This is a genomic window from Herbiconiux sp. SALV-R1 (genome assembly GCF_013113715.1).
Taxonomy (GTDB): domain Bacteria; phylum Actinomycetota; class Actinomycetes; order Actinomycetales; family Microbacteriaceae; genus Herbiconiux.
This window is the reverse complement of sequence record NZ_CP053344.1, coordinates 2263074-2276607: the sequence shown is the minus strand read 5'-3', so window position 1 is coordinate 2276607 and position 13534 is coordinate 2263074. Positions and strand designations below refer to the sequence as shown.

The window sequence follows — 13534 nt, the reverse complement described above, 5'->3', positions numbered from 1 at the left end:
TTCGCTGCGAACGACGATCACGACGGATCCCTCGACGGCTCCACCGCCGACTCCCTCGACGCCTCGGAGACGCTCGCGGTGGTGGGGGAGGGCGAGACGCTCCGGCGCATCTTCCCGCGGTTGCCGCACGCCGAGGGCGAGCTGCTCGGTCCGGGCGATGACGCCGCGGTGGTGGCGGCGCCCGACGGGCGGTTCGTGGTGACGACCGACATGATGATCCACGGGCCCGACTTCAGGTCGGCCTGGTCGACCGCGCACGACCTCGGCTGGAAGGCCGCGATGACGAACCTCTCCGACGTCGCCGCCATGGGGGCGCGGCCGACCGCGCTGGTGGTGGCGATCGCCGCGCCGCTCGAGACCCCCGTGTCGACCCTCCTCGGCATCGCAGACGGGCTCCGCGACGCCTGTGCGCTGGCCGCGCCCGGTTGCGGGGTCGTCGGCGGTGACCTCTCCGTGTCGTCGACCCTGACCCTCGCGGTCACCGCCTTCGGAGACCTCGACGGCCGCGCCCCGGTCACCCGATCCGGTGCCTCGACAGGCGACGTGCTCGCCGTGGCCGGCGACCTGGGCCGGGCGGGCGCGGGGTTGTGGCTGCTGTTCCGCAACGGCGTCTCCGAGCAGCGCGGCACGACGGCGCCCGACGAGGTGCGGGCGCGCGCGGTGCGGGAGGCGCATCCGCAGCTCGTCGAGGCTCAGCTGGCACCCGTGTCGCCCATCGAGGCGGGTGTGCGGGCTGCCCTTGCGGGCGCGACGGCGATGCTCGACGTCTCCGACGGGCTCGTGCTCGACGCCCGGCGTCTCGCGGTGGCCAGCGGATGCTCGGTGCGGCTCGACCCCGCGGCGATCGCGCGCGAGGCGAGGGCCTTGAACGACCTCGACGCCGTGGTCTCCGACCACGCCTCGCACTTCGTGCTGGCGGGCGGGGAGGACCATGCGCTGCTCGCGACGTTCCCCGCGGGTGCCGAGCTGCCGGAGGGCTTCCGCCGGCTGGGCGAGATCGGCGACCCGGTCGACGCAGCCGAGCCGGTGCTGCTCGGCGACACGCCCTACTCCGCCCGCGGCGGCTGGGACCCCTACGAGGGGTGGGACGGCGCGGCCGGCTGAGCCGCGCATCCGGAGCACGGTGCCGGTTCAGCCCTCAGCGGAGGGGGTGGTAGGCGAGGCCCACCAGAGCACGGTCTCGCCGTAGGCCTTCGAGCGGTCGAGCTCGAGGCCTCGCGGCCAGCGGGGCCCGGGAGAGCGGCTGCTGCGTTCCACCAGCACGGTGGCGTCGGGGTCGAGCAACGGCACCAGCAGCTCGAGGTCGGCTCCGAGCTCAGTCTCGTCGAGCTCATAGGGCGGGTCGAGGAACACGACGTCGAAACCGGCGCCCGGCACCACCGGCAGCCCGCGCAGGTACTGCTGCACGGCCTGGGCTGCCACGTCGACGCGCGCGGGAGCAGCATCCGTCGCCGTGCCCGCCGCACGCACGGCGCGCTCGACCGTGGCTGCGTTCTGGCGGGCGACGCGCGCCGCACCCGCGTTGCGCTCGACCAGCGTGACGGTCGCGGCACCGCGGCTGAGGGCCTCGAGCCCGAGGGCACCGGAGCCGGCGTAGAGGTCGAGCACCCGCAGGCCGTCGAGGCCGCCGCGGGCGTCGAGGGCCGAGAAGATCGCTTCGCGCACCCGGTCGCTGGTGGGGCGGGTTCCCGAGCGGGGTACGGCGAGAGTGAGGGAGCCGGCGGCCCCTCCGATGATGCGAGTCACGTGGAGCACCTTATCCCCATCGGCGCCCGGCCCCGCCCGGCTGTCGGCGGCCGCGCCTAGACTCGAGGCATGACCGGCCCCGCTCGCACCCCCTCGGGCGCGAGCGCGTCGGGCCTCACCCTCGACAGCAAGCTCACCGGCCTGCTCGGCGGGCGCACGGCGGGGGCGTTCGAGAAGGCCTTCGGCATCGCCACGGCGGGCGATCTGCTGAGCCACTACCCGCGGCGCTACGCGCGCCGGGGCGAGCTCACCGCCATCTCGAAGCTGCCGCTCGACGAGAACGTCACCATCGTCGCCGAGGTGCGCGACGTGAAGGAGCGGCAGATGCGGGCGCGTCGCGGCTCCCTCACCGAGGTCTCCATCTCCGACGGCGAGGGCATCATCACCCTCACCTTCTTCAACCAGGCTTGGCGTGCCCGCGAGCTGCGGCCGGGAGTGCGCGGCATCTTCGCCGGCAAGGTCTCGAACTACCGCGGGGCGCTCCAGCTCGCCCACCCCAACTACGAGCTCTTCGACGAGCTCGGCGCGGCCGCCGGCGCCGACGGTCTCGTCGACCCCTCGGCGCTCGACGACGCCGAGGCACGCCGCTGGGCCGAGATGCCCATCCCCATCTACCCGGCCACCTCCACGCTGCAGAGCTGGCAGATCGCGAACTCGGTATCGCTCGTGCTCGACGCGCTGCGCGGCTCCGTCCCCGACCCGGTTCCCGCCGAGCTCCGCGACGAGCAGGGCATCCTGCCGCTCGGGCGCGCCTACGAGCAGATCCACCGACCGCAGAAAGACGGGGAATGGATGCGCGCCCGCGACACCCTGCGCTTCCACGAGGCCTTCGTGCTGCAGTCGGCACTGGTGAGCCAGCGCCGGGCGGCGCACGCGGTGAAGACCGCACCGCGCGTGCCGAAGCCGGGCGGCTACCTCGAGCGCTTCGACGCCGCGCTGCCGTTCCGGCTCACCGCCGACCAGCAGCTGGTGGGCTCCGAGATCGCCCGCGATCTCGCGGGCGACATCCCCATGATGCGTCTGCTGCAGGGCGAGGTGGGTTCGGGCAAGACGCTCGTGGCGGTGCGCGCCATGCTCGCGGTCGCCGACTCGGGCGGGCAGTCGGCGCTGCTCGCGCCCACAGAGGTGCTCGCCTCGCAGCACCTCAGGTCGATCGTGAAGGTGCTCGGCCCCGACCTCGCCGCCGAGCTGATGCCGACGCTGCACACCGGCCAGCTCTCCACCGCCGAGCGCAAGAAGGCGCTGCTGCGCATGGTCTCGGGTCAGGCGAAGCTCGTGGTGGGCACGCACGCCCTGCTGTCGGAGAAGGTGCAGTTCTACGACCTCGGGCTCGTGGTGGTCGACGAGCAGCACCGCTTCGGCGTCGAGCAGCGCGACACCCTCCGGCAGAAGGGCGCCACCCCGCCCCACGTGCTCGTCATGACGGCGACGCCCATCCCGCGCACGGTGGCGATGACGGTGTTCGGCGACCTCGACGTCTCCACCATCTCGGAGCTGCCCGCCGGTCGGCAGGGCATCGAGAGCTTCAGCGTTCCGCTCGCCGAGAAGCCGGGCTGGGGGCCGCGCATCTGGCAGCGGGTGGCCGAAGAGCTCGAGCAGGGCCGGCAGGCGTTCGTCGTCTGCCCCGCCATCGATCCTGCAGATCCGGTGGAGCCCGCCGATCCGGCTGACGGGGAAGAGAGTTCCGAACCCGCGGAAGGCGACGGTCTCGCCGCTCCCGCGAAGGCGAACGTCGTCGACACGCTCGCGCAGCTGAGGGCCATGCCGCTCCTCGCCGGCCGGCGCATCGAGGCGCTGCACGGCCGCATGCCGAGCGACGAGAAAGACGCGGTGATGCGGGCGTTCGCCGCGGGTGAGATCGACGTGCTGGTCGCCACGACCGTCATCGAGGTGGGTGTCGACGTGCCGAACGCCTCCACCATGGTCGTGCTCGACGCCGACCGCTTCGGGGTGAGCCAGCTGCACCAGCTGCGCGGCCGCGTCGGCCGAGGCGGGGTGCCCGGCCTGTGCCTCCTGGTCAGTCGCGCCGAGGCCGAGTCGGTGGCCCGGCAACGGGTCGACGCGGTGGCGTCGACGCTCGACGGTTTCGAGCTCGCCGAGGTCGACCTCGAGCTCCGCCGCGAGGGCGACGTGCTCGGCAGCACCCAGTCGGGCGGGCGCTCGTCACTGCGTCTGCTGCGGGTGGTGAAAGACGCCGACCTCATCCAGGAGGCGAGGGCCGCGGCCTTCGCCGTGGTGGGCGACGATCCCGGGCTCGACGAGCATCCGGCCCTCCGCGACGCCCTCGAGCGGCGCCTGCGCGAGTCGGAGCGGAGCTTCCTCGCCAAGACCTGAGCGACGGTCTCCTCGTCGTCTCGCGCACCTCGCGATTGAGCGCCGCACCCCATTGATAATTCGGCGCGACGGGCGCACAGTGGAAGTCAGCGGAGACGAGGTGGAACATGCCCATTCTGAAGCCACGACGCACGAGGCCCGCAGCAGGCCTGAGCTTCGACGCCATGCCGGTACTCGGTGCGGGGAAGCATCGCAGTGCCCGGTCGGGCGCCTGCTTCATGGAGTACGCCTCCTTCCTCGCCGGTGAGCGGTGGAGCGACCATCCCGCGTGCACCCACGCGGGCCTCGCGCACCTCGCCCGCGCCGTCAACGACCTCACCTCGAACGAGGCGCGCACCCGGCTGGCGCCCCTGGTGCCGGGGGTCATCGGCCTCACCAGCGACGACATCCGTCTCGACCTGCTGCTCGCCGTGCACACCGTGGCGCGCTCGCTGCCCGAGGCGCCCGTCGACCGCCAGCACGCGCTCGGTGTCGGCGCGCTGGTGTGCCGTGCGGCGCTTCGGCGGCTCCCCGCGCCGGCCGTCGCCGCGCACGCCGCAGCCACCACCGCGGTGCTCGCCGAGCTCGAAGACGCACTCGCCGCGGCGCCCGAGGCGCACCGCTGGGCCGAGCGCTTCCTCGAGCGCAATCTCCGCTGGCAGCGCGGCGAGATCACCCGCCGGCAGACGCAGGCCACGATCGCGATGGCGGTCGACGGGGTGCGTTCGGCGTGCGCCGACTACCCCGACCAGAGGCTGTACGAGCTCCTGGCGACGTCGATCGCGCTGGTCGAGGGCTTCGTCGCCGCCGAGGCCGCGGCACGGCCCGTGGCGGCCGTCGCCGAGACGGTCCGGGCGGGAAGCGGGGACCACGAGCTGGTCTCCTGACGTCATCGCCGCATCCGCCCTTGATAGCCTTGGGGGCATGAGCAGTGTGGCCGTCGTCCCCGGTTCCTTCGACCCCATCACCCTCGGTCACCTCGACGTGATCGAGCGCGCTGCCTCGATCTTCGACGAGGTGCACGTCGTCGTGGTGCACAACCCCGACAAGCACGCCCTCATCCCCATCGCCCACCGGGTGTCGCTCATCGAGAAGTCGCTCGAGGAGCGCGAGCTCACGGGGGCCGGCATCGTCATCAGCTCGTGGAGCATGGGGCTGCTCGTCGACTACTGCACCGACGTGGGCGCGACGGCCATCGTGAAGGGCATCCGCTCGCAGATCGACGTCGCCTACGAGACGCCCATGGCGATCGTGAACCGAAACCTCGCCGACGTCGAGACGATCTTCCTGCTGCCCGACCCCGCCCACGCCCACGTCTCGAGCTCGCTCGTGCGCCAGGTGTCGGCGCTCGGCGGCGACGTGGCGCCGTACGTGCCCGCCGTCGTGGCGGAGTTCCTCAAGCACACCGCGGACTGACGCGTGGAGCGCATCCCCGTCGGCTACGCCGCGATGCTGCAGCAGTTCGCCCCGAGCGACGCGATCGAGCTCGCGGTCTACGCCGAGAACCACGGCTTCACGGGGGTGATGGCCGCCGACCACTTCCAGCCCTGGGTGCCCCGGCAGGGGCAGGCCGCGTTCGTCTGGAACGTGCTCGCCGCGCTCGGTGAGCGCACCGACGGCGACATCGGGCCGGGCGTCACCGTGCCCAGCTTCCGCTGGCACCCCGCGATGGTGGCGCAGGCCTCCGCGACCCTAGGCGCGATGTACCCCGGGCGGCACTGGCTCGGCATCGGGCCGGGCGAAGCGCTCAACGAGCACGTCGTCGGGGGCTACTGGCCCGAGGCGCCCGAGCGCATCAACCGCATGTTCGAGGCGGTCGACGTCATCAACAAGCTGTTCACCGCATCCCTCGCCGGGAAGGACGCGAAGCACCACGGCCCGCACTTCAGCCTCGAGTCGACGAGGCTGTGGACGATGCCCGAGAAGGCGCCCGAGATCCTGGTGGCGGCAGCCGGGCCGGTCACCGCCAGGCGGGCGGGGCGCACCGTCGACGGCATGATCAACCTCGGCGCGCCGCTGGAGAAGATCGCCGGGCTGTTCGCGAAGTTCGACGACGGTGCTCGCGAGGTGGGGCGCGACCCGTCGACCATGCCCAAGGTGCTGCAACTGCATCTGTCGTGGGCGCCCACCGACGAGGAGGCGCTCGCGAACGCGGTCACCGAGTGGCCGAACGGCGGGATGCGGTTCCCGAAGGCCGACATCCGCAGTCCGTTCGAGTTCGAGCAGATCGCGCGGCTCGTGCGGCCCGACGACTTCGACGGGCGGCTGAACATCTCGAGCGATCCGGATGCGCACCGGGCCTACATCCAGCGCTTCGCCGACCTCGGATTCGACCGCATCTACCTGCACAACGTGGGCCGCAACCAGAAGGAGTGGATCGACGTGTTCGGTCGCGACGTCATCCCGAAGCTGCACCGGTGAGCGGGGGAGGGGCCGAGGGGCGGGCCGCGTGGGGCCTGCGGGTGGCGGCGTTCGGGGGCATTCCCGAGATCTCGGCGGGCGACGACCTGGTCGCGCTCATCGGCGACGCCGCGGTAGCAGCGGGGCTCGAGCCGCGCGACGGAGACGTCTTCGTGGTCACCAGCAAGATCGTGTCGAAGGCGGAGGGGCGCGTCGTCGCCGCCTCCGACCGCGAAGACGCCATCACCGCCGAGACCGTGCGGGTGGTGGCCACCCGGGCGCACCCCGGGGGTGTGACCCGCATCGTCGAGAACCGGCAGGGCATCGTGCAGGCGGCGGCCGGGGTGGATGCGTCGAACACGCCCGAGGGCACGGTCCTGCTGCTCCCGGTCGACCCCGACGCCTCGGCGACGCGGCTCGCCCGCGGGCTGCGGGAGCGGTTCGGGGTGCTGCTCGGGGTGATCGTCTCCGACACGCTCGGGCGGCCGTGGCGGCAGGGGCAGATCGACCAGGCGATCGGGGCGGCGGGGGTGGCCGTGCTCGACGACCTCCGCGGATCGCGCGACAGTTTCGGGCAGCAGCTCGTCGTCACGCAGGCGGCGATCGCCGACGAGCTGGCCTCCGCCGGCGACCTCGTGAAGGGCAAGGCGAGCGGCATGCCCGTGGCCGTCGTGCGCGGGCTCGCGCACGCCGTGGTGGAGTCGCTCGACACCCCGGCGCGCGCCCTCACCCGCACCGGGCCCGGCGACATGTTCAGGCTCGGCACCGACGAGGCGCTCGCGGAGGGGCGGGCGGCGGGGTACGCCGAGGGGTACGAGGCGGGGTTGGCCGCGGGGCTCGCGGCGGGGCGGGCGGCGGCGCGGGGCGAGCGGGGCTGAGCTGCGGCTGCCCGCGTCGGCCGCGCGACCCCACGGGGAGCGGGGCTGAGCTGACCCCGCGCCCGCCTCGCCGCACCCTCAGCGGATGAGGCGGCTCAGCACGGTGCGCTCGCCCAGCGTCCAGCTCGTGCTGACGAGCAGGTAGAGGCTGGCGGCGAGGGGCACGAATGCCGCGAACACCACGGTCAGCAGCGGGAGCCAGCTGAGCAGCCGACCGACGCTGCCGTCGGGGGCCAGGGCGGCGAGAGCATCCGTTGTGTTCGTTCCGCCGGGGGAGGGCCGCGAGGGCACTGCGGGAGGGGTGGCACCACCGAGCGCGGCGAGGCGCATGGACAGGCGGCGCGACAGCACGGCGATCACGCCGATGACGAGCAGCACGATCGCGCCCACGATCACGCCGATCGGGTCGTCGCCGCCGGTGAGCGCCGAGACGAAGCTGCGGCCGAGGGGCGCCCCGAGGAGCGTCTCGGTGAGCAGAGAGTTGGGGTGCCCGTTCACCGTCGGCAACAGGAACACGCCGTACACGAGCGAGAGCACGGGGGCCTGGATGAGCAGGGGCAGGCATCCGGCGAAGGGCGACGCCTTCTCTTCGGCGTACAGCGCCATGGTCTCGCGCTGCAGACGCTCGGGGTTCTTGCCGTGGCGGCGGCGCAGCTCCTGCAGCCGGGGCGCGAGCCGCTTGCGCATGAGCTGGGCCCGCGCCTGCGACACCCCGACCGGGATGAGGGCGAGGCGCACAATCACGGTGAGCAGCACGACGGCTGCGGCCGCGGCGTTCGCTCCGGCGAGAGGGGAGAGCAGCTCGGTGAGGAACTGCACGACGGCGTAGGCGCCGTCGAGTGCCGCCGCGACGGGCGGGAATTCGTAGATGTTCATGGGACTCCTCGATCAGTGACGGATGGAACCGTGTGATCGCCGAGGAGACGAACGGATGCGCGGCGCCGGGCAGCGCGCACGAACGGCCGGAGGGCCGGGGTCTCCTAGGCGATCGCGAGGAGACGCCCAGGAGCCCTGGTGCGGGGCCGCCCCGGCGCGTCGGGCCGGGACTGGGTGATGACGGTGGGGAGATCGGCGTCGTCGGACGACTCGCACCGTCGGGTGTGCCGATGGCGGGTGGAGGCGGCGAGGAGCACCAGCGCGAGTGCGGCGACGGCGCAGGCGGTGGTGACCACGGCGGCGAGGGCGAGGGCGGCGAGCACGCCGTCGGCACCGGGGCCGACGCCGGCACCCGTGCTGCCCGCTGCACCGACCGCACCGAGGGCCGAGAGCAGCAGCGCCGAGAACGAGCTCACACCGAGCAGTCCGAGCACCACGCTCAACGACCGCAACCGCGGCGACCCGTCGAGCACGCGCCACACCTCGCGCGCGCCAGCGCGGGCGCGATCGCGCTCGCGTTCGCGTTCGGGCGAGGGTGTCTCGCGCAGGCGCTGCTCCATACTGGCGACACTATCGCGCCCGGCACCACCCCCGCGCACTGGTCGACGAACCCACGCCGACCTCAGGCGGACTTCCCCTCTCGCGCTCGCCGGCCGGCCCGGGCCGCGCACGGGCTCACCGGGGCGCCCGCGCCCGACGGGCGCGATGGAGGGGTCGGGGTCAGGCGGCTTTCATGTACTCGCCGGCGGGGCCGGAGCGGCGGATGAGGGTGCCGGGGGCGATGGTGCTGTCGCGCTCGACGCGGGTCTCGTCGGCCACGCCGGCGCGGGCGCCGATGCGCGTGTGGCTGCCGATGCGGGCGCCCCGCCCGATCTGCGCTCCTTGGCCGATGTGCACGTTGGCCTCGATGAGCACGCCGGTGCCGATGGCGGCCCCGCTCTCGACCCAGCTGCCGGGGCCGATGCTCGCCCGCGGACCGATGCGCGCTCCCGTCTCCACGTACGAGCTCGGGTCGACGAACGCGCTCGGGTCGACCTCGGAGCCCACGGCCACGAAGCCCTTGCCGTTGGGGTGGCGGCGATACCGCGACACCTCGCCGCGTTCGCCCTCGATCTCATGGAATGTTCTGCTCACGTCCTGAATAACACCGCATGCATCCGTATCATTCCCGCGAAAAGAACGATCGTTCTGGATCCCCCCCCCGACCCTCCCGCTTGACACCCCGCGCCCGGTCGCGAAAGCTGGAACCGCGTGAACGACACGTGTCGGGAGGTGCGATGGCCCAGGCTGATCCGCAGACGGCGCCGGCGCTCGCGCTCACGTCAGATGCCGTCACACCCGCCGCAGTGTCGCCACGGCGGCGACGGCTGGTGGTGCTCGCCGCGATCTCGGCGGCGACCTACACGGTGTTCTCCCACGCCTCCGCGGGTCGCTGCCTCGGCGGCGCGCCCGAAGCGAGCGGCAGGGGCGAGGGATGCATCTCCGTCACGCTCTCGCCGAGCCCGCTGGTCTTCCTGGCGATGGCGGCGATCCTCCTCGTCGCACTCGCCCGCGTCGCGAGACCGGGGGCGGGCACCCGCGCCTCGCAGCGCACGATCGACCGCGCAGCCGCCGCCATCGCGCTCCTCGCGCTCGTCTCGCTCGCCGTCTGCTACCTCTGGTTCGCCACTGATCCGACCGCAGGCTGGGCCCCGGGCGAGCACTTCTCGACCCTCCTGCCGTTCCCCTTCGGCAGTGTCGACATCGTCACCACCGAGCGCTGACCGACGCGACGCGCGCCGACCGGGGCCCGCGCGCTGTGCGGGATAATCGGTACGGTGAGCGATTCGGCAGCGGTGTGGACGGTCGTCGTCCCGGTCAAGGGAACCGCCGCCGGGAAGAGCCGGATGTCGCCCACTGTCGACAGCACACGCCGAGCCCTGCTCGCCGAGGCCTTCGCGCTCGACACCCTCGCCGCCCTCCAGGGCACCCCCTCGGTGGGCCGCGTGATCGTCGTCACCGACCCGGATGCCGGCCCCACCGCCGCGCTCCGCACCCTCGGTGCCGAGATCGTCGCCGATCCGGGCCTCGGGCTCAACCCCGCCATCAGCGCCGCCCTCGACACCGTCGCGCACGGCTCGTCCGGCTCGCACCTCGCCGTTCTGCTCGGCGACCTGCCGAGCCTCCGGTCCGCCGACCTCGCCGCTGCGCTCAGGCTCGCGGAGCAGCATCCGCTCGCCGTCGTCGCCGATGCCGAGGGCTCGGGCACCACGCTGCTCACGGCTCGTGCCGGCGAAGGGCTCGTTCCGCAGTTCGGGTCGGGCTCCGCCGCCCGCCACCTCGCCGCGGGTCACCGGCCGCTCGAGGTGCCGCCGACGTCGACACTGCGACTCGACGTCGACACCGAGGCCGACCTCGCCGAGGCGATCGCCCGCGGCGTCGGCGAGCACACCCGCCGCGCCCTCGGCTGATCGCCGGGGAGGCAGCCCGGCTCAGCCCTCGAGCAGTGCGTGCGCCGTGGCCTCGTCGATGATGAGGTCGGTCATCACGCCGGCGGCCAAAGCCCCGCGCAGCGCCGGGAGCTTCGACCGGCCCGACACCACGCATACCCGGCGCGCGACCTTCTTCAGCACCGCCAGCGACGGGCCCGACGAGCGGGCGTTCATCGGGATGTCCTCGCTCGACCCGTCGGCGCGGTAGAACACCGTGGCGACGTCGCCCACCACCTCCGACCGCCCGAGCTGCTCGAAGTCGGCGTCGTCGAGGTAGCCGCCCACGTACACGTGCGAGGGCACGTCGGCGTAGGCCGAGCCGAGCCCGAACAGCGCGATGTCCATATGCTTCTGGATCTCGAGCACCCGGCGGATGCTGCGCTCCCGCCACAGCACCTCCTTCGTGCGCGGGTCGTCGAAGAACGCCGGCACCGGGAACTGCTGCACGTACGCCCCGAAGGCCGTGCCGAAGCGGCTCATGATCTCGCTGGCGTAGCCGATGCCCGTCGTGCGGGCGTTCGAGGCCCCGTTGAGCTGCACGATCTGTGAGTTGTGCGTGACCTTCTCCTGCAGGTGCCGCGACACCGCCGAGAGCGTCGACCCCCAGGCGATGCCCATCGTCATGTTCGAGTCGAAGAACGGGCCCAGGATGCGCGCGGCACTCATCGCCACCCGCTCCAGTCGGTCGACCTCGGCCGTGGAATCGGGGACGGGCACGACGTGCGCGGTCACCCCGTGGCGCTCCCGGATGCGGTCCTGCACCGAGGAGAGGCGGTCGACGGGCGACTTCACCTGGATCTCCACGAGACCCGTGTCCCTGGCGTACCCGAGCAGGCGCGAGACCGACGAGCGGGAGGTGTGCAGCTCGCTCGCGATGGCCTCCATCGTGAGGTCCTGCATGTAGTACAGATGTGCGGCGCGCAGCGCGTCGCGCTCCTTCTCGCTGGTGAAACCGTCTCCGGACATGCCTCGTCGCGTCCTTTCGCCCATGGAACTGCACATATGTGCACCGAGCTTGATCATATGTGAACTTGGTCGTAGAACTGTATGTCGTCGCATGGATTGCCGCCCGCAACCCTGACGTAACACGAAGGCGAGTACACAGTGAGCACCTCACAGACCGACATCCGCTCCGACGTCGAGGCCATCCGGAGCAACCCGAGAACCCAGGTGCTCATCATCGGCGGCGGCATCAACGGCATCGGCACCTTCCGCGACCTGGCCCTGCAGGGCGTCGACGTGGTGCTGGTCGAGCGCGGCGACTACGCCTCGGGCGCGTCGAGTGCGTCGAGCCACATGATCCACGGCGGCGTGCGCTACCTCGAGAACGGCGAGTTCCGCCTCGTGAAGGAGAGCGTGCAGGAGCGCAACCGCCTGCTCCGTCTGGCCCCGCACTACGTGAAGCCGCTGCCCACCACCATCCCGATCTTCTCCACCTTCTCGGGCATCCTGAGCGCCCCGCTGCGCTTCCTCACCCACAAGTCGGGAAAGCCGAAGGAGCGCGGCGCGCTGCTCATCAAAATCGGCCTCATGGGCTACGACTCGTTCTCGCGCGACGGCGGAAACGTGCCGCGCCACAAGTTCGTGGGCCGCAAGAAGTCGCTCGCGAAGCTGCCGAAGCTGCGCCCCGACGTGAAGTACACCGCCACCTACTACGACGCCGCGGTCGAGAACCCCGAGCGGCTCGCTCTCGACCTGGTTCAGGATGCGCTGGCCACCGGTTCGCACGCCCGCACCGCCAACTACGTCGAGGCGATCGGCTCGAACGGCGACGCCGTGGTGCTCCGCGACACCGTCTCGGGCGAGACCTTCGAGGTCACCGCGCAGGTCGTCGTCAACACCACCGGGCCGTGGACCGATCTCACGAACGCCGCGCTGGGCGGGGCCACCCGTTTCATGGGGGGCACCAAGGGCTCGCACATCGTGCTCGACAACCCCGAGCTCTACGAGGCCTGCGCCGGTGGCGAGGTGTTCTTCGAGAACAACGACGGCCGCATCGTGCTCATCTACCCGCTGAACGGTCGCGTGCTCGTCGGCACCACCGATCTCGAGGCCGACCCGAGCGAGCCCGCCCTCTGCACCGAGGAGGAGGTCGACTACTTCTTCGAGCTCGTCGGCCACGTGTTCCCGACGATCACGGTCGAGCGCCCGCAGATCGTCTACCGGTACTCGGGCATCCGCCCGCTGCCCGGTCACGGCGACACCGCCCCCGGCTTCGTCTCGCGCGACTACCGCATCGAGCAGGCCGCCTTCGGCAGCTCGAAGACGGTCAAGCAGCTCAGCCTGGTGGGCGGCAAGTGGACGACCTTCCGCGCCCTCGCCGAGCACCTCGCGAACGACACGCTGGCCCTCCTCGGTCGCAGCCGCACGGTGAGCACCGCCGACCTCGCCATCGGCGGCGGCGTGGGCTTCCCGCAGACGCCGGCCGCCGTCGCGACCTGGGTGAAGGCGAACGGGGCCGACCTGGGCGAGGAGCGCACGCGCATCCTGCTCGGCCGCTACGGCACCAACGCCGCGAAGGTCATCGCCGCGATCGTGGCCGCCGAGGAGACGGATGCGCCCCTGGCCACCCTGCCCGGCTACAGCACCGCCGAGATCGGCTACCTGATGGGGGAGCACACCGTGCACCTCAGCGACCTGGTGCTGCGCCGCAGCATCATCGCCTTCGTCGGCTCGCTCGACCAGGCCGTGTTCGACGAGCTCAGCGAGCTCGCCGCCGCGGCCCAGGGCTGGTCGCCGGAGCGCCTCGCCGACGAGCGGGCGCAGGCGGCGGAGAATCTTCGCTTCTTCCACGGCATCGTGGTGGAGGCGTCGAACAAGACGGCGGCGGGCGCCGTCAACTAACCGAGG

At 72.4% G+C, this 13534-nt stretch carries 14 protein-coding genes; 9 read left to right on the top strand and 5 right to left on the bottom strand.

Going from position 1 to position 13534, the window contains the following annotated elements; all coding sequences use genetic code 11:
- Positions 1 to 78 precede the first annotated feature (78 nt).
- Positions 79 to 1104 carry a thiamine-phosphate kinase gene (locus HL652_RS10900; protein ID WP_253743868.1) on the top strand — a complete coding sequence of 342 codons (1026 nt, stop codon included), beginning with the start codon at positions 79 to 81 and terminating at the stop codon, positions 1102 to 1104.
- Between the two features lie 27 nt (positions 1105 to 1131).
- On the opposite strand, the gene rsmD is transcribed toward HL652_RS10900, so the two are convergent.
- Positions 1132 to 1746, bottom strand: coding sequence for a 16S rRNA (guanine(966)-N(2))-methyltransferase RsmD (rsmD, locus tag HL652_RS10895; protein ID WP_171705338.1), 615 nt, complete (start codon positions 1744 to 1746; stop codon positions 1132 to 1134).
- A 69-nt stretch (positions 1747 to 1815) separates the two neighbouring features.
- On the opposite strand from rsmD, the gene HL652_RS10890 reads away from it, so the two are divergent.
- From HL652_RS10890 to HL652_RS10870, 5 genes are all read left to right on the top strand, one after another.
- Positions 1816 to 4080: an ATP-dependent DNA helicase RecG gene (locus HL652_RS10890; RefSeq protein WP_171705337.1), complete on the top strand. Its 2265-nt coding sequence runs from the start codon at positions 1816 to 1818 to the stop codon at positions 4078 to 4080.
- A 107-nt stretch (positions 4081 to 4187) separates the two neighbouring features.
- Positions 4188 to 4946, top strand: a complete 759-nt coding sequence (locus HL652_RS10885) for a hypothetical protein (RefSeq protein WP_171705336.1) — start codon at positions 4188 to 4190, stop codon at positions 4944 to 4946.
- Positions 4947 to 4983: 37 nt separating this feature from the next.
- Positions 4984 to 5475, top strand: a complete 492-nt coding sequence (gene coaD, locus HL652_RS10880) for a pantetheine-phosphate adenylyltransferase (RefSeq protein ID WP_171705335.1) — start codon at positions 4984 to 4986, stop codon at positions 5473 to 5475.
- Positions 5476 to 5508: 33 nt separating this feature from the next.
- The gene (locus HL652_RS10875) at positions 5509 to 6480 is read left to right on the top strand and encodes a TIGR03557 family F420-dependent LLM class oxidoreductase (RefSeq protein ID WP_171707304.1); all 972 of its coding nucleotides are present in this window, start codon (positions 5509 to 5511) and stop codon (positions 6478 to 6480) included.
- Positions 6477 to 7337 (top strand): coenzyme F420-0:L-glutamate ligase, encoded by an 861-nt coding sequence (locus HL652_RS10870; RefSeq protein WP_171705334.1) that lies wholly within the window; start codon positions 6477 to 6479, stop codon positions 7335 to 7337. Before HL652_RS10875 ends, HL652_RS10870 begins: the two co-directional genes overlap by 4 nt.
- A gap of 78 nt (positions 7338 to 7415) precedes the next feature.
- Here the strand turns inward: HL652_RS10870 and HL652_RS10865 are convergent, their stop codons facing one another.
- The 3 genes from HL652_RS10865 to HL652_RS10855 form a co-directional block, all read right to left on the bottom strand.
- Complete coding sequence (locus HL652_RS10865; protein ID WP_171705333.1) at positions 7416 to 8213, bottom strand: YidC/Oxa1 family membrane protein insertase; 798 nt, start codon at positions 8211 to 8213, stop codon at positions 7416 to 7418.
- Positions 8214 to 8317: 104 nt separating this feature from the next.
- Entirely contained in the window at positions 8318 to 8773 is a 456-nt protein-coding gene (locus HL652_RS10860) for a DUF6412 domain-containing protein (protein WP_171705332.1), read from the bottom strand.
- Positions 8774 to 8933: 160 nt separating this feature from the next.
- A complete protein-coding gene (locus HL652_RS10855; protein ID WP_171705331.1) occupies positions 8934 to 9347 on the bottom strand; it encodes a DapH/DapD/GlmU-related protein in 414 nt (137 codons plus the stop codon).
- 143 nt (positions 9348 to 9490) lie between these two features.
- Here HL652_RS10855 and HL652_RS10850 point away from each other — a divergent pair, with 143 nt between their 5' ends.
- Together HL652_RS10850 and cofC are read left to right on the top strand one after the other, a co-directional pair.
- Positions 9491 to 9976, top strand: a complete 486-nt coding sequence (locus tag HL652_RS10850) for a hypothetical protein (protein ID WP_171705330.1) — start codon at positions 9491 to 9493, stop codon at positions 9974 to 9976.
- 54 nt (positions 9977 to 10030) lie between these two features.
- Complete coding sequence (gene cofC, locus HL652_RS10845) at positions 10031 to 10663, top strand: 2-phospho-L-lactate guanylyltransferase (RefSeq protein WP_171705329.1); 633 nt, start codon at positions 10031 to 10033, stop codon at positions 10661 to 10663.
- Positions 10664 to 10684: 21 nt separating this feature from the next.
- On the opposite strand, the gene HL652_RS10840 is transcribed toward cofC, so the two are convergent.
- Entirely contained in the window at positions 10685 to 11650 is a 966-nt protein-coding gene (locus tag HL652_RS10840; protein WP_171705328.1) for a sugar-binding transcriptional regulator, read from the bottom strand.
- Positions 11651 to 11788: 138 nt separating this feature from the next.
- Here HL652_RS10840 and HL652_RS10835 point away from each other — a divergent pair, with 138 nt between their 5' ends.
- On the top strand, positions 11789 to 13528 hold the full coding sequence (locus tag HL652_RS10835; protein WP_171705327.1) for a glycerol-3-phosphate dehydrogenase/oxidase: 1740 nt from the start codon (positions 11789 to 11791) through the stop codon (positions 13526 to 13528).
- Positions 13529 to 13534: the final 6 nt, after the last annotated feature.